Genomic DNA, 17,189 nt, shown 5'->3' on the forward strand with positions numbered 1-17,189 from the left:
TCTCATCGTGAAAAACTTAGTTAAATTAATCTTCACTATAAGCACTTTTGTTTTAACTGAAAATTCATATGCTTCTCTAATTGAGCAGTTTCAGGTGTACGATACTGACAATAAAGATTACTGGTCCGTTCAGGAAAATCTTCAGGAGGGCGATATGCAGTTTGGCGACAGAACGTTTAAACTGACCGATATACCTTCCACATATTTAGGATCGGAATGGATAAGAACTGCAAATGGATCCAAGTCGTTTTCCGACGACACCCTGGTGAAGTTTTACACAACTGAAAATGTTGATGTAATCATTGCCCTGGATGACAGGTTTAGCGTATTACCCTGGATGACAGATTGGGAGGATACAGGAGAAAACATAGTAAATGATGAATCAACTCCCATAAGTTTTAGTCTTTACAGGAAAAACTTTGCCAAAAACAGTTGGGTTACGCTTGGTTCAGTTAACCAGTCAAGCGGTGCGAGTAACTTTACAATTATTCTTTACAATCCTGAATTTATTCAGAATACTCCTGATCCGTTCGAGTTTGATGATAAGTTTGACGTTGAAATAAACACCCGGATTAAATCTGATCCGGAGGTCATTACAGGACTAAGCTCTGACCTTGGTATAAGTATTGAAAAAGGGAAATATGCTATTAACAACGGATCTTTTACATCTGACCCGGGGATTATTAAAAACAATGATCAGGTAGAGGTACAAGTAAACTCATCTTCAAATTACAGTTCCGTTAGTTCTGCACAATTGAAAATTGGAAATGAGTTTTATGATTTTAATGTGCGGACCCTTAATGATCCTGATTCTGGATGGGCCGGACTCCCTGCAATTTTAGCATCCATAACTCCTCCTGAGTTTCCAGACAACGACTTTAACATTCTTGATTATGGTGCGGCTGGTGATGATGCTACGGATTGTACCGAAGCTTTTAAATCAGCTATATCTGCATGCTCTGGTGCAGGTGGTGGCCGCGTGATTGTGCCGGAAGGTACTTACCGAACAGGTGCGATCCACTTATTAAATAATGTCAATTTACATATCACGGCTAATGCTGTCGTTAAATTCAGTACTAATCCGGATGATTATCTGCCGGTTGTTTATACACGTTTTGAAGGGACAGAATGTTATAATTATTCACCTTGTATATATGCATTTGAGCAAACGAATATCGCTGTAACAGGTACCGGAACACTTAACGGTATGGGAAGTTATAATAACTGGTGGGCATGGAAGAGTACAGGAGGTTCAGATGTTTCTGCTTTGCGTACTATGGCAGATAATAATGTACCTGTTGAAGACAGAGTATTCGGAAGCGGTCATTATATCCGCCCTAACATGATACAGCCCTATCGGTGTACAAATGTTCTGATTGATAGTGTTACCATAGAGAACAGTCCAATGTGGCACATTCATCCGGTACTATCAGAAAATGTTACGGTATCGAACGTGCGCGTTGTCGGGCATGGTCCCAATAATGACGGTTGTAATCCGGAATCCTGTACGAACGTGCGTATTAAAAACTGCTATTTTGACACCGGTGATGACTGCATTGCAATAAAGTCGGGTCGTAATGCAGATGGCAGAAGAGTAAATGTTCCATCTTCAAACATCATTATTCAGGAGTGCACAATGAAAGATGGTCATGGTGGAGTTGTGATTGGTAGTGAAATATCTGGAGGAGCCAATCATATTTTTGCGGAAAACTGTATCATGGACAGCCCGAATCTGGATCGTGCCCTGAGAATTAAAACGAACTCAATCAGAGGTGGATTAATAGAAAAAATTTACATGAGAAATATTGAAATAGGACAAGTTTCTGATGCTATAGTTCGCATAAATTTTTATTATGGAGAGGGTGATATTTCAACATTTGATCCAATTGTCAGAGACATAGAAATCCGGAATACGACATGTAACAACGCACCTGTAGGACTCCGGTTTGATGGTTACAGTCGCTCACTTATTCGAAATGTGAAATTGACGAACTGCACTTTTAAATCAATTTCCACACCATTTATCATCAATAATTATCAGAATCTTTGTCTTGACAGCGTTGTGATTAATAGTACGGAATATCATAAAATTAAAGAGCCGTTTGGTGAATCAGTAATTCAAAAGTTAAACAAAAACAATTCATCTGGTGACCTGAATCTCTATCCTAATCCGTTGTCTGTTGGGGATGGAATATTCATTAATGGAGATATTGGAGACATTAAAAAATTAATAATCCGCGACATCTCCGGAAAAGAAATGTATTTCAAATCCTTTAATTCAGATATTCCAGGCAACATGATTCAGTTGATTGCAACCGAAGCAATGAAACCCGGTTGGTATATAATGAGTGCAGAGTATTCAAACCACACAATATCAAAGTTATTTGTGATCAAATGAATACTTATTTTTCAGGTTTCTCAATATTTCCGTAAAATGAAATGGATTGCCGGTTGGTACTTGTGATGGTAAGTGTTGTGTAACCGGTTTCACCAATGTAAAACATAAATTTCACTAAATCATCGTTGTTTTGAACCTGAAACTGAACCAGATATTGCTTTTTCAACTTTTCAGTTGAATATTTTTCAATTGGGAGATCAAAAGAAAATGGTCCGTCCAAACTGTTGTAGTCTGCCTTATATGCCCTGCCATAAAAAGGGAGATAAGAATCTATCGAATCATTTTGAATTTTAGCCCTGAAGGTTCCGTCAAGATTCTGTGTACGCATACTTAACGGTAGTGCTTGTGTTGGGACAAAAACAAAACTGGCGCTGTCAACCATTTCCCTGGTTTCTTTAATTGCTTCTGCTTCCCGTTGTGCGATTCTGTCTTTACGACTAAGTTTTTGCTGGTCCTGAGCCTTAATACCTGCAACTGCAAGTATCAGAATTGTGATTACGATTAACTTTTTCATGACTTATTGATTTGTTATGGTAATATCAATTTCTGTACCAATAGCTTACGGCAGTCCAGAGACTTAAACAATTTTAACGGTCAACGTGCATATCCAGACAAATCATGGTTTTTGAATCGCGCAACACAAGGTACCCGTCCGCTGTTGCCAATGGTGCCCAGGCATCCTGTCCATCAAACAGTTTCACTTCATCCAGTTCTTTAAATCCTGTCACACTCGGCTCAATAATAGTCAGTGTGGCATCGTCATTCAACAGGTAAAATTTATCGTCAGCCATAAAATAAGGCCCGAGGCCATAGCGTTTATCTTTTCCACTTGTCCATACCATTGTTCTGAAATCTTTCGGATCAACGCACACAAACTGGTTGCGGTTCATGCCACCTTCTTTAGGCATGATCCCAAACACATGCCCGTTCCAAACTACAGGAGTTTGTTGTTCACATGCAAGACCGTCTTTTGGCTTGAACTCATCCAGAACCTTTGTACTGAATTTTCCGTCATTTTCATTGAGCTGAATAACCATACTTCCGGCTCCATAACCTGCAGTTAGAAAAATCTTCCCATCCGGTAAACATAATGCAGATGGTGCTACCACGGAATGATTCCATTCTGAAGTTTGCCAGAGTATTTTTCCTTCATCCACACCCTGGGCAGAAACGCCACACACGCCCCCAACGGCACTGTACACATACATTCTTTTTCCCTTAAATGTAAAAGGCATTACCGAAGCATGCGACATTTGCCAGTTATTGTCGTTCGGAACTTCCCATAGTTTTTCGCCGGTTTCACAGTCCACGGCAATCAGTAAAGCTTTACCTCCTGTGGCAATAATTACTTTTCCATTATCAATATACGGACACTGACCGGTATACCACAATGGTTCCTCAGTCTGGTATTCTTTTTCAATATCTATGCCCCATTTAAAATCGCCTGACTTGCGATCCACGCACATCACCTGACAGCGCGGACCAATGGTTACAACATAATCTTCCCTAACAGCAGGAACCGTTCTTGACATGCCGTGATTCCGCTTGATCTTAACCTTATATCCTCTTCTCCAGAGTTCATTCCCTGTTTTCAGATTAAAACACCGCAGCATATCGGCATGCTCCTCTTCCATATAGTCCAGTACAAAAACCTGACCTTTGAAAATGGCAGCGCCAGCATGCCCCTCACCCAATTCAGTTTTCCATACAATGGGAAGGTTATTTTCGTCGAGTTGTGATTTCAGATGTGCTTTTGTATTGGAGATATTGTCCCTGTTTACACCACGGAAACAAGCCCAGACTTCAGATAATTCAGGGACGTCATTGGAAAAGGATTCAAAAAGGCTCCCGATTTTTATGTCTTCTTCAAACAAGGAATCACTTCCGCGGTTATCGGTACCGGGCATGCTAATGGTTAAATCAGAAACCGGATCTTTGGTTAACCACCAAATAATTGCGCCACCACCAATAATTATTAAAGCAATAATTAACAGATGTGATGATTTCAATTTCCCCATCAGCTCTGAATCAATGTATTATTTAATTTTATATACAATCAAAGACTTTCCATGTCGTAAATACAGCTTCCCATCTTTTATTACAGGATGTGACCAATGCTGCATGGTTCCAAGATTAACCTTTGTTTGACTGAGAATGTTGAATTTATCCGGTTCAGCTTTAACCAATGCAAGTTCACCTCTGTCGGAATAGCAGATCAGCATACCGTCAGCCGCAATTACCACACCATTCGCCAAAGATTTGTCATAGTACTTTGATTCTCCGGTATTCCAGTTCACACAATGCCAGCCACGGTTTTTATCACCGGATCCATAAAGATAATCACCCCATTTAACAAACGCACCAATCCTGTTATCCAGCTCCTCGTTGAACCATGCTTTTGTAACCTGAGATCCATCCTCATTCAGATTGAGTTTTACGGTTCCCTTGCCATATCCGCTCACACAGGCAATGGCATTATCGGCATAAACAGGCGTATTGGCATGAACCGACCACTGATTGGGTTGTTCGTATGACCATAACATTTCTCCTGTCTCTGTGTCATGTCCCTGTATGTGACTGGCCATCATTGTTACCAATATCTTTCTGCCTTTTCTGGGTATAACAACCGGCGAACAATACGCGGAAAGATCTCCAAGTCCCGGTGATGACCAGATAAGCTTTCCTGTATTTTTATTCACAGCGATTACATTGTACTTTTCACCACCCGGAGAGCAAAACAGTTTATCACCATCAATCAGCAGGTTTTCTGTAACTCCCCATGTAATATTTCTTCCGTCAAGTTCCTTTTGAGTATCCAGAACCCAGATTTTGTCTCCGTTTTCTGCATTCATACAGGTCAAAACACCATAGCCGGTATACATATATATTTTACCATCGGTTACCAACGGTGTCGTTCTGGTGTTTGGAAATGATCCGGTATAAGCTCTACCGTAAGGCTTTTTCCATAGCAGGCTACCATTCATATCCAATACATATATATAGCCTGTTGTATCTTCGTTTCCTGACATATAGATCTTATCATTATAAAATGAAGCTGAAGAATATCCTTCTCCAAGATTGTCGTAATGCCAGATAATTTCCGGGCCATCTTCCGGCCATTGAGTTAGCAGACCTTTATCAGGATAAATTCCATTACGATCCGGACCACGCCATGCAGATTCTATTTGTGCCAGCCCGGTAACCGAACACAACAGAAATAACATTACAATCAGTTTTATAGACTTCATATTGAAGGATTTTTTAGTTGTTGTTTCAAATATAGTTTTCAAAGTTTATGATTACAATAGATAGTATCAGTTTAAAATAATTCTTTGTAACAATTTTACTTAACATAAGATGGTGAAGTTGCCAGGCCACCAAGCACGACATCAGACATTACGATATTTTCAGCATCCACCATGCTAACAGCGTTTGCTACTGTATCAATCTGAAGCTTACTGATGTAAACCTCATTAACCTTTTGTTGAGGATATCCCTGAATAACAATCCCGTTTCCGGTTGCTTTATGGCAGGAAATATCATTCAGATAAATTTTAGAAATATCGGTTACATGACCTTCACCCTCATTGTGATAAAAAGATGTGATATATATGCAATCCTCCACTTCGCCGAATGTTACGTGGTCCACAAAAATGTTGTTGATGTATCCTCCCCTGTCAGGATTGGATTTAAGATAAATCCCGCGTTTTAGTTTTCCTGCAAAATCACAGTTTTTCACCAACACATTTTTTACTCCGGCAGACATTTCGCTTCCGATAACAACTGCATGCAAACCCTGAAAATGACAATTACGTATAATAATATTTTCGGAACCTGATTTAGCTGCCCTTCCTTCATTATCCCGGCCCGCTTTAATAGCTACATTATCATCAGAATTGTTAAAATGAACATCTTCAATCAGCACATTTTTAGAATATTCCGGATCAATACCGTCGTTGTTGTAATTAAATGCATTGTAATGTACGCCTCGTACAATAGCATTTTCGCATTTTAGCAGATGTACGCACCAAAACGGACTATCTTCGATGGTAACACCCTCAACTTTAATATTTTCACATTCGTAAAACTGAATCAACTGAGGACGCAGATAATGTCCTGCACCGAATATCCGGTCCTTTACCGGCACATTATTGTGGTTCATTTCCCGGCTCAACAACTGGTCATCTTTTTGTCTCGTTTTCCAGGAAGCCCATGTTCCTGATGCTTCACCATCAATGGTGCCCTCTCCGGTTATGGCAATATTGGTACAATTGTATGCATAAATAAACGGACTGTAGTTATACAGAAAAGTTCCCTCCCAGCTTGTTTTTACAACGGGCAGATAAAATTTAGGATCAGAACTAAAATACAACCTGGCGCCTTTTTTCAGCATTATTTCAAGGTGACTAACGAGATGTATCGGACCGTTTAAAAGGTAATTTCCTGCAGGAACTATTAGTGTTCCTCCTCCTTTTTGCTGGATTTCTGCAATTGCCCTATCAAATGCCGGTTTCCAATCCGCAGCTGAATCCCTGGAGGGACTAAAATCAAGAATGGTTAGTGAGAAATCCGGTATTTCGGGTTCTGTAATATTTTTGGTAACATAAGTCTCAAAATCGAATTTTGTTATATTACCCGATTCACATGCGCCTAAAAGAATTACAAGGAGAAAAAGAGATGTTTTACGCATCATTATTAACGGATTTAATTTTACTGGAATACTAACAAAGATAATAGCTTTGATCATAAATGCATGTAAATGCACTGTTGAAATATTAAGTTTGAGGAATGCCATCTTTTAAATACTTTTGTTTTTCATAATTAAAAGCACAAACATTCGTTTATTCGTTAAAACAACACACATGAAGCATATTATTCTGTTTTTTGCCATTTTAACGGCTTTGAAGACATATTCTCAAACTGATCTTCAACATGTCGAACTCGAAGATTTTACTTTGCGTAATACCTTCTATCAGAAGGATATTAAAGATATTCACAGCTTAAATGACGGTCAGTATTATACAGTTCTGGAAAACGGACAGCAGATTGTAAAATACAGTTATAAGACCGGTGAAAAAATAGAAGTTGTGTTTGATGTAAATGCTGAATTGCTTCAGGATGCCAGGCTAAGGTCAATTTCTGGTTATGCATTCAGCCACGATGAAAAGTTGATTTTGGTTTATACCAATAAAAAACAGATATACCGAAGAAGCTATACCGCTGAATACTGGGTATATAATATACGGCGCAAACGCATTGAAGCAGTTGAGCCGGGAAAACGTCAGCAAATGGCTACTTTTTCTCCTGACGGGAACCGGATTGCTTTTGCCAGGGATAATAACCTGTATATGAAAGACCTGCGTTTTGGAACTATACTTCAGATTACGGATGATGGTGAACGGAATAAAATAATTAATGGTATTCCGGATTGGGTGTACGAAGAGGAATTCGAATTTAACAAAGCTTTTGAATGGTCCCCGGACGGACAGTTTTTGGCATACATTAAATTTGATGAATCAGACGTTAAGGAGTACAGTTTCCCCGTCTATAAAGGATCGCATCCGGCTCATGATGAGTACGAACTGTATCCGGGACAATACGTTTACAAGTATCCCAAAACAGGCGAAAAAAACTCTGTGGTTTCCGTACATGTTTACAATACGTCCAACCGGGTAACGCATGAAATGAAGGTTACAGAAGAAAAAGATATTTATTTCCCGCGCATTCGCTGGACTGCAACTTCTGAATATCTCGCGGTTTTAAAGCTGAACCGACATCAGAACGAACTGGAGTTGTATCTGGCAAATCCCAAATCAGGTGTTTGCAGAATGATCATGAAAGATACAAACGAAAGATACATTGATGAAATCAATCTGGATTATCTGAACTTTTTGCCTGATAACGAACATTTTGTGTTTGTTAGCGAAAAAGATGGTTGGAACCATTTGTACCTTTATCGTAATGACGGCACTGAAGTCAGAAAACTTACCAATGGTAAATGGGACCTGACAAAATACTATGGTTTCGATTCAAAACGCAACCTTTTCTATTACCAGGCAGCGGCTGTTTCTCCTTTACAACGCGAAGTTTACGCGGTTGACATGAAAGCTAAAAAAGTTATTCCGGTTGCTGTTCAGAAAGGAACAAACTGCGCAGATTTCAGCGTAGACTTCAGTTATTTTATTAAAAAATTCAGTTCTGCCCAAACACCACGAATCGTTTCAGTTTGCGATTATAAAGGTAGTGAATTAAGAGTACTTGAAGATAATGACGTACTGGTTGGCAGACTTAAAAAATATCAAACATCGCCAAAAGAGTTTTTCAGTTTCAAAACACCAGAAGGTGTTTCCTTAAATGGCTGGATGATGAAACCGGTTAATTTTGATCCGAATGTAAAATACCCGGTATTAATGATCCAGTACAGCGGTCCCGGATCACAGGAAGTTCTGGACCAGTGGAAATTTGGATGGGAACAGTATCTCTCATCACAGGGTTATCTTGTAGCCTGTGTAGATGGTCGTGGTACAGGCGCCCGAGGAGAGGAATTTAAAAAATGTACCTATCTGAACCTTGGCAAACTCGAAAGCATTGATCAGATTGAAGCAGCAAAGTATGTTGGTTCCCTTCCGTATACCGACCCTGCAAAAATAGGTATCTGGGGCTGGAGTTACGGGGGTTTTATGTCGGCTTTATGTATGTCACGTGAATCGGGAGTTTACCGGATGGGGATTGCTGTAGCACCGGTAACTCATTACAAATTTTACGATTCAATCTATACCGAACGCTTTATGCGAACCTATGGTGAAAATCCAAATGGTTTTGATAATAATTCTCCTTTAATGTTGGCAGATAAGCTGGAGGGCGATCTGCTGATCTGTCATGGAACGGCTGACGATAATGTGCACTACCAGAATACCATAGAATATGCAGAAGCCCTGGTAGAGGCCAACAAACAATTTGAAATGCAGGTTTATAATAACCGGAACCATAGCATAAATGGTGGTAATACACGCAATCACCTGTATCACAGAATGTTTAATTTCATGGAACGTACGCTGAAATAAGAATTTGTTTGAATTATTCACCGGGCGAATATAAATTAACTGTTAATATTCACCCTGTGAATAACTTACTGACCTACCATCTGATTTTGTATTTTAGTGGTCAGGTAATCAATCCGTATAGGATACACTGTTCTGATGCTGTCCATCTGCTCTTCGTCTAAGTACTGAAAGTCTTCACCATATTTCAGGCTAGACATTTCATTTCTTTTCTCATAAATGATCTGATAAACGGAATCATATATTTTCATAAAAGAGTTGTAGCTACTCCTGTCATTAATTAAAATGGACACGACATAGTCAGTATTCTTTAGAATCTCTTCTGATAAATAAGATTTCAATCCTGATGCTGGAATACCAACATTATTTATTTCATAATCGCCATTATCTATCATTTTAACATTAATCGTATTGGATATACTGCGTTTTTCAGTCTGTAGATGTTGTAAATAAATTGAGTCCGTTGGCATCGCTTTTAATGGGAAAAATTCTTTGAAATAATATTTATCATCGAATATTCTGTCTTTGGGTAGAATTCTGAATCCAAGTCTGTAAATACCTGATTTTGTAATATTATCAATTAGTTGAGTGATGTACCCCATCGAAATTTTCTTATCAATACTTAGTTGTAAATATTGGAATTGAAATGTCCTGTCAGCTTCTGCTTTTTCTTTCAGTATTTTAGAAAGTTCCGAAAGATCAATTTCCAATTCATTATAAAATAATTGGCTATCAGATTGGACACTATCTTTAATAAGATAAATATTATCTACATAGGTGCGGTTTTTTTCATCTGTAACATGATACCATGTTTCAGGCAATTCTAAATGGTAAGTATATGGAATGTTTCGTTTAAGGACGGTTTTATTTAAACTCTTATAATTCAAAATATTAATAAAAGAGAGACCTAAGGATAAACCGGAAATAATTAGAAAAGAAATCCCCATCCATTTTAAAGAATTATTTTTAAAATATCGTCTGATGCTCATCCACGGATGAAGGAATAATACAATTATTATAAGAACAAAAAGAAATTCATATTTTGGTATTAGGCTAAATGTCAAATAGTTGCATTCCGTTGCATAATATAGACCAAAACCAAATCCCAGCTTTGCAAACCAACTCATAAAGAAAGTATTCAGGTTTAGCTGATCATTAATAAATGATAATCTTTTTCGGTTCTTTTCATAAATCCTTTTAGGTCTGTAAAACCAAAATAAAAAACATACTGATTGCCCGAAAATGAAAGATAAAAATGCAAAAAACAGGTTATAAAACCATACTTCAGTGTCTTTTAATATCCAAATATTGCTATCCCACCCAACAGAATAATAGCGTAGTGCTTCTCTGCTTCCATATAATAATCCGTATAAACTTAACGCAAATAAGAAACCAATAACTACGCCAGCAATTATCCTCGGTTTGGTTAGACCGGTTTCTTTAATATCCGGATGAAGAAATTGCTTTTTTAACGTCATAATTCAACAAAACAGGTTCATATACCGAAATTAATAAAATTATTTCAGTATCCAATCCATAACCATATTTGTTCTGGCTGCCGATTCCGCCGTACTGGGACATGTTCCAACTCCCCGCAGTTCATCCACAACAGTTTGTATCAAATATTGCTGTATGTGTTTTGGATATTCGAATTTAAGTGTTTGGGTTGGTCCGCTATCAATGTCAATTTTTACGTCGGACGATCCAAACGACTGGTACGTAATTTTACCTTTGGAACCAACTATAGTTGTTACCTCCTTTTCGGCATTTTTAGCAGCATTAAAACACCAGATTCCGTTACCTATAACCCCGTTTTCAAATGCATATGATGCTGTAACAATGTCATCAGCGGGATAAACGCCGGCCTGATTGGAAGAGTATCCGTTTGCTGCTTTAACCGGGCCAAACAGAAAATCCAGAAAATCCAGCTGATGCGAGGCCAGATCATGGAAATAGCCGCCCCCTGCAATTTTGGGATCAACCCGCCAGTTGACTTCTGAATTGGCTATCAAGTCATTATCCAAAGCCTTGAACATTTCAATGGAAACAGAACGGATATCACCGATATGCCCTGTTTCTACCAGTTCTTTTATTTTTACAAAATTTGGTAAGGTTCTTCTGTAATAAGCCACCCAAAGCGGTAATTCTGCTTTTTCAAAAGCTTCAATCATAGTTATGCACTCGTCAAAATTTCTGGCCATGGGTTTTTCCACATAACATGGCAGGCCTGCTTCTGCGACCTTCATGGCCAAATCGGCATGAGAACCAGGAGGTGTGGCTATATAGACGGCATTCACCTCCGGGTGGTTCAGGAGTTCATCCACATCGTTTGTGTAATACGGAACATGATGCCGTCTGGCATAATCTTCTGCCTTCGCTTTATTTCTGCGCATTACAGCTGCGATAGAAGAATGCTTTATAAGGTTCATGGCTGGCGCACTTTTTACTTCACACACATCCCCGACACCAATTATTCCCCATTTTATCTCTTTCAACGTTCTATGTTTGTACATAATTTTAAAGATTGTAATTAACAGGACTTAAATATACTTTAATCTCTGTTCACAAGAAAATCTTTTTATGGATATCGAAGTTCTATAATACTCTCATAGCCAGATTAATTTAATTGGATCCTGATAACAAACGATAAGACCGCTCCTGATTATTTAGAATTAAAATATGTAACGATTTTTTCTTATGTGGTAAGATTAATTAATTTTGCAGCTTATTAATAAAACGGGAAAATCTCTCCTTCGGGGTGAATTTGCTTTAAATTTTATAATAAACATGGAAGAGTATAGTCTGAACCATTTAAAAGAACTGGAATCAGAGGCGATATATGTGATGCGTGAAGTAGCAGCACAATTTGAAAATCCTGCTTTGCTTTTTTCTGGAGGAAAAGATTCCATTGTAATGGCTCATTTGGCAAAAAAAGCATTCTGGCCTGCCAGAATTCCATTCCCATTTGTACACATTGATACAGGACATAATTTTGATGAAACCATAGAATTCAGAGACAATCTGATTAAAGAGCTGGGCGTAAAACTGGTTGTTGGTTCAGTGCAGGAATCAATTGATGAAGGTCGTGTAGTCGAGGAAAAAGGAGTTAATGCTTCCCGTAACAAACTTCAGACGGTAACACTGTTAGATACCATAGAAAAGTATAAATTCGATGCTGCACTTGGTGGTGGACGGCGTGATGAAGAAAAAGCAAGGGCCAAAGAACGTTTCTTTTCGCACAGAGATGATTTTGGTCAATGGGATCCTAAAAACCAAAGGCCAGAATTATGGCATATTTACAATGGCAGGAAGAATGTAGGAGAACATTTCAGGGTGTTCCCTATTTCCAACTGGACTGAAATGGATGTATGGCAGTATATTTATCAGGAAAATATTCCGTTACCTTCGCTGTATTATACGCACGAAAGAGACGTTTTTAACAGAGACGGTGTATGGCTCGCCTATGCCCCTTTTATGGAACTTAAGCCATCAGAAAAGGTGGAACATATGAAAGTACGATGCCGGACCATTGGTGATATAACCTGTACAGGCGTAACCTTGTCACAGGCGAATTCTCTTGAAGATATAATTCAGGAGATTGCCGCAACACGCGTCACAGAGCGAGGTGGTCGTGCCGATGACAAGCGTTCAGAGGCAGCAATGGAAGACCGAAAAAAAGAGGGGTATTTTTAATCACTTAAATTAGCAATCAGCACATAAATATATCATGGCAGGAAAAGATTCAGGTTATCTTGATATGCAACTTCTGAGGTTTACTACAGCCGGAAGTGTGGATGACGGAAAAAGCACGCTTATTGGACGTTTGTTGTATGACAGTAAAGCCATTTTCGAAGATCAGATGGAAGCTATTGAGCGTGCCAGTGTAGGTAAAGGAGAAGAAGAAGTAAACCTTGCATTATTGACGGATGGTTTGCGTGCTGAGCGCGAACAGGGAATCACCATTGATGTGGCTTACCGTTATTTTGCAACACCAAAACGTAAATTTATTATTGCCGATACTCCGGGTCATATTCAATATACCCGTAATATGGTAACCGGAGCCTCTACCGCCAATGTTGCCGTTATTTTGATTGATGCCCGTAATGGTGTGATTGAGCAGACACGAAGACATTCTTATATTGCCAATCTTTTACAGATTCCGCATATCATTGTTTGCGTTAATAAAATGGATCTGGTTGACTATGATCAGAAAGCGTTTGAAGCTATCAAAAAAGATTTTACGGATAACATTACCAAAAAGCTTGGTCTTGAAGATGCGCGGTTTGTTCCGATAAGTGCCAAAAATGGTGATAACGTTGTTGATCCTTCAAAAAATATGGATTGGTATAAAGGTGACACCTTCCTGCACCTGATGGAAACCATTGAAATTAAGCATGATGAAAATCTTGATGATGCACGTTTCCCGGTACAGTATGTTATTCGTCCAATGCGAGATGAATACCATGACTTCAGGGGGTATGCCGGAAAAATAGCCAGTGGAATATTCAAAAAAGGTGACAAGGTAAAAGTATTGCCATCAGGAATAGATTCAAAAATTAAAAATATTTTTGAATACAACGAAGAATTAAGTCAGGCATTCCCACCCCAATCTGTAACAATTGAGTTGGAGGATGATATTGATATAAGTCGTGGTGATATGATTACGGATCAGGAAAATATGCCACGTGTTGGTCAGGAAATTAATTTGATGGTTTGCTGGTTTAACGAACGAAAATTGGTTCCAAGAGGGAAATACGCCATTAAGCACACGACCAATGAAGTACGTGCTATCGTAAATTCTGTAAATTATAAAATGGATGTTAATTCTCTGGAACAGGATGATTCAGATTTGACTGTAGGATTAAATGATATAGCAAACATAACCATTAAAACAGCAAAACCACTGTTTTATGATTCTTACAATAAGAACAGGATCACGGGTAGCTTAATTTTTATTGATGAGGCGACCAATGAGACAGTAGCCGCCGGAATGATCATCTAAAAAGCCCAGAACTGGTTGTCATACCATACCCGTTCTTTCAGTTCCTTATTTATTTCATGCAGGAATTTTTGATGTCCTACCTCCCATTTAGCTAACATATCATATGTTTTTTGCTCTTCGGGATCGGTAGCTTCTTTAGCACGGTCAGCATAAATCTTTACAGCGCGTGTCTCGAAATCCATGGCAGCAGAAATAGCTGCAGCTTCAAAACTGGCAGCACTAATCTCTTTTTTAATCTTATCGGTTAGTATTTGAGTTACAGTGTCATCGTCCGTGTCAATTTCTTTTGGTGCGGTAAACTTTGCATTTTTTGCGTAATTGTCGTACTGCTCTTTCAAAAAACGAATGTGTTCACCTTCCTCTTTGGCCATCATATTAAAGAACTCTTTTGCAGCTTCATTATCACTCTTTTCTGACACATTGCTATAAAATGACTGTCCGCGCATCTCCAGTAAAATAGCCTCTTTTAAAATATCTGTAACTGATTTGCTCATTGTGTTAATTTTTATCCAATAAAGGTAATAAAAAGTGTTCGCTGTGCAAACTGAAAAATCATGATTAATCACATAGTAAAAGATTGACTTTGATCATTACTACGATTCAAATTAAACCTTACTTTAGTTTGAATTGATTAGACATCATGTTATGAATAAACTGGCAGTTGTGGCTTTAGGCGGGAACGCTCTGTTAAGAGCAGACCAGAAAGGAAGTATTGAAGAGCAGATTGCAAACACACTTGATACACTGGAAAATCTGATTTATTTGCTCAGAGATGGCTACGACCTTGTGATTACCCATGGAAACGGGCCACAGGTTGGAAATATTCTGATGCGAAATGATGCAGGAGAACAGATCTACGGCATTACTCCTATGCCACTGGATATTTGTGTGGCTGATTCACAGGGCGGTATCGGATATATGATTGAGCGCTGTATTCTGAATATTTTAAAGAAACACAGAATAAACAAAGAAGTTGTTGCTTTTATTTCCCAGGTAATTGTTGATCCAAAGGACAACGCGTTCTTGGATCCTCAAAAACGCATAGGCAAGTCTTTTACTAAGGAAGAAGCTGAACTTTTGAAAAAAGCCAAAGGATGGCAGTTTAAAGATTCGAAGCAAAACGGTTATGTACGCCGCGTAGTTGCTTCTCCCGAACCGGTATGTATAACCAATGAAAAAGTAATAGAGGCTACTGCAAGAGCCGGTCGTATTGTGATTGCCGCTGGTGGTGGTGGCATACCGGTATATAAAGACACTAAGGGCATGTTACAAGCTGTAGAAGCTGTGGTAGATAAGGATTTGTCTTCTGCCCTTTTAGCGGCACATATTCATGCCGATGAGCTTTACATCTTAACGGATGTGCCATTTGTGTATAAACATTTTGGAACAGAAAGACAGGAACTTGTTGAGTTTCTGAATTATGCGGATGCCAATGAAATGCTGGGAGATGGTGTGTTTGGCGAAGGAACTATGGCTCCTAAAATAAGGGCAGCCTTACGTTTTATTGAACATGGTGGACAAAAAAGTGTCATTACAGAAGCGACAAAACTGGAAGATAAAACTTACGGTACTAAGATAACACTGGAATATGATCCGAATGATAAACCTCATCATCAGCTCAGGCAATCGTAAACATATTTCCGGGCAAGGATTTGATTAATCCTTCCATTTCAAGGTTTAGCAGTGCCATTGAAACCTGGCTGATCATTAATTCACTCAGTATCTTTATATCATTTAAAGACATAGTCTGGTATTCTCTGAGCAGATTATAAATTTTCTCTTCGTCAGGTTTTAGTTGAACAAAGAGACTTTTTTGAACTGTTTTCTTTTTATTTTTAAGATCCCAGTTCATCAGTTTTAAGAGGTCGTCTGCAGACTCAATAACCGATGCCTTTTGTGTTTTAATCAGATAATTGCATCCCGCCGAATAATAGTTCCCTACATTCCCGGGAACCGCCATGACTTCGCGATTATATGAAAATGCAAGATTGGCAGTAATCATTGCTCCTCCTTTCAAACCGGATTCAATCACAAGAGTTACATCGGAAATGCCTGCAACAATGCGGTTTCGCTTTACAAAATTATGAGATTCAGGAATAGTGGATTTGGTATATTCAGTCACCAGTCCGCCATGCTCCATCATTTTAACTGCTGTATCTTTATGTTTAGGAGGATAAAGATCGTCAAGGCCATGAGCCAGAACAGCTAAACTATCAAGATTATGGCGTACAGCTGCCTTGTGTGCCATAATATCAATACCATAAGCTAATCCACTGACAATGCAGGTGTCAGGATCAGATTCTGCCAGACCTTTCACAATCTTTTCAATCATGCCGGATCCGTAATGCGAACTTTTACGGGTTCCAACAATACTCACAATTTTTCGCTTATTAAAATCAATATTTCCTTTATGGTATAATAATACCGGTGAGTCATAACATTCGTTAAGCCGAACCGGAAAATCTTTTTCCTGGAAAAATGTAGTGTTAATATCCTCCGCTTTAATAAATTCCAGTTCACTTTCCGCATTATTCCAAAATTCCTTTTTATATATGTTATCTACCACATGGCGTGGAATTTGAGGAATCTTAAAAAGGTTCTTTTTTGATTCACTGAAAAGGGCCTCAGGTGAACCGGTTATACCGATGAGTTTTCTTACCATAACACTCCCGGCACCCGGTATCATGGATGCGGCAATTTGGTTTAGCAGGTATTCTTCAGACATTTA

At 38.7% G+C, this 17,189-nt stretch carries 13 protein-coding genes; 5 read left to right on the forward strand and 8 right to left on the reverse strand.

All coding sequences use genetic code 11. From position 1 onward, the window contains the following. Positions 1-7: 7 nt before the first annotated feature. Complete coding sequence (locus tag ACE1ET_RS02615; protein ID WP_375726802.1) at positions 8-2,398, forward strand: glycosyl hydrolase family 28 protein; 2,391 nt, start codon at positions 8-10, stop codon at positions 2,396-2,398. A 4-nt stretch (positions 2,399-2,402) separates the two neighbouring features. Here the strand turns inward: ACE1ET_RS02615 and ACE1ET_RS02620 are convergent, their stop codons facing one another. The 4 genes from ACE1ET_RS02620 to ACE1ET_RS02635 form a co-directional block, all read right to left on the reverse strand. Beyond that, the gene (locus tag ACE1ET_RS02620) at positions 2,403-2,912 is read right to left on the reverse strand and encodes a DUF4251 domain-containing protein (protein WP_375726803.1); all 510 of its coding nucleotides are present in this window, start codon (positions 2,910-2,912) and stop codon (positions 2,403-2,405) included. A 73-nt stretch (positions 2,913-2,985) separates the two neighbouring features. Next, positions 2,986-4,416, reverse strand: a complete 1,431-nt coding sequence (locus tag ACE1ET_RS02625; protein ID WP_375726804.1) for an outer membrane protein assembly factor BamB family protein — start codon at positions 4,414-4,416, stop codon at positions 2,986-2,988. An 18-nt stretch (positions 4,417-4,434) separates the two neighbouring features. Next, positions 4,435-5,646, reverse strand: coding sequence for an outer membrane protein assembly factor BamB family protein (locus tag ACE1ET_RS02630; RefSeq protein ID WP_375726805.1), 1,212 nt, complete (start codon positions 5,644-5,646; stop codon positions 4,435-4,437). 95 nt (positions 5,647-5,741) lie between these two features. Beyond that, positions 5,742-7,091 carry a glycoside hydrolase family 28 protein gene (locus ACE1ET_RS02635; RefSeq protein ID WP_375726806.1) on the reverse strand — a complete coding sequence of 450 codons (1,350 nt, stop codon included), beginning with the start codon at positions 7,089-7,091 and terminating at the stop codon, positions 5,742-5,744. 169 nt (positions 7,092-7,260) lie between these two features. On the opposite strand from ACE1ET_RS02635, the gene ACE1ET_RS02640 reads away from it, so the two are divergent. Then, on the forward strand, positions 7,261-9,462 hold the full coding sequence (locus ACE1ET_RS02640; RefSeq protein ID WP_375726807.1) for a S9 family peptidase: 2,202 nt from the start codon (positions 7,261-7,263) through the stop codon (positions 9,460-9,462). Positions 9,463-9,527: 65 nt separating this feature from the next. Here the strand turns inward: ACE1ET_RS02640 and ACE1ET_RS02645 are convergent, their stop codons facing one another. Beyond that, positions 9,528-10,937 carry a membrane-associated sensor domain-containing protein gene (locus tag ACE1ET_RS02645; RefSeq protein ID WP_375726808.1) on the reverse strand — a complete coding sequence of 470 codons (1,410 nt, stop codon included), beginning with the start codon at positions 10,935-10,937 and terminating at the stop codon, positions 9,528-9,530. A gap of 39 nt (positions 10,938-10,976) precedes the next feature. Continuing rightward, positions 10,977-11,972 carry a Gfo/Idh/MocA family protein gene (locus ACE1ET_RS02650; RefSeq protein ID WP_375726809.1) on the reverse strand — a complete coding sequence of 332 codons (996 nt, stop codon included), beginning with the start codon at positions 11,970-11,972 and terminating at the stop codon, positions 10,977-10,979. A 274-nt stretch (positions 11,973-12,246) separates the two neighbouring features. On the opposite strand from ACE1ET_RS02650, the gene cysD reads away from it, so the two are divergent. Together cysD and cysN are read left to right on the forward strand one after the other, a co-directional pair. Next, entirely contained in the window at positions 12,247-13,152 is a 906-nt protein-coding gene (gene cysD / locus ACE1ET_RS02655; protein WP_375726810.1) for a sulfate adenylyltransferase subunit CysD, read from the forward strand. A 34-nt stretch (positions 13,153-13,186) separates the two neighbouring features. Next, a complete protein-coding gene (cysN, locus tag ACE1ET_RS02660) occupies positions 13,187-14,461 on the forward strand; it encodes a sulfate adenylyltransferase subunit CysN (protein ID WP_375726811.1) in 1,275 nt (424 codons plus the stop codon). Here cysN and ACE1ET_RS02665 read toward each other — a convergent pair. Beyond that, positions 14,458-14,955, reverse strand: coding sequence for a ferritin-like domain-containing protein (locus ACE1ET_RS02665; RefSeq protein ID WP_375726812.1), 498 nt, complete (start codon positions 14,953-14,955; stop codon positions 14,458-14,460). The genes cysN and ACE1ET_RS02665 overlap by 4 nt on opposite strands. 151 nt (positions 14,956-15,106) lie before the next feature. Here ACE1ET_RS02665 and ACE1ET_RS02670 point away from each other — a divergent pair, with 151 nt between their 5' ends. Continuing rightward, positions 15,107-16,093 (forward strand): carbamate kinase, encoded by a 987-nt coding sequence (locus tag ACE1ET_RS02670; RefSeq protein ID WP_375726813.1) that lies wholly within the window; start codon positions 15,107-15,109, stop codon positions 16,091-16,093. On the opposite strand, the gene dprA is transcribed toward ACE1ET_RS02670, so the two are convergent. Further along, on the reverse strand, positions 16,080-17,186 hold the full coding sequence (dprA, locus tag ACE1ET_RS02675; RefSeq protein WP_375726814.1) for a DNA-processing protein DprA: 1,107 nt from the start codon (positions 17,184-17,186) through the stop codon (positions 16,080-16,082). The two genes, ACE1ET_RS02670 and dprA, sit on opposite strands and share 14 nt — an antisense overlap. Positions 17,187-17,189 lie beyond the last annotated feature (3 nt).

This window comes from Quyinboa mangrovi (genome assembly GCF_042219825.1).
Lineage (GTDB): Bacteria > Bacteroidota > Bacteroidia > Bacteroidales > UBA5342 > JBHJHP01.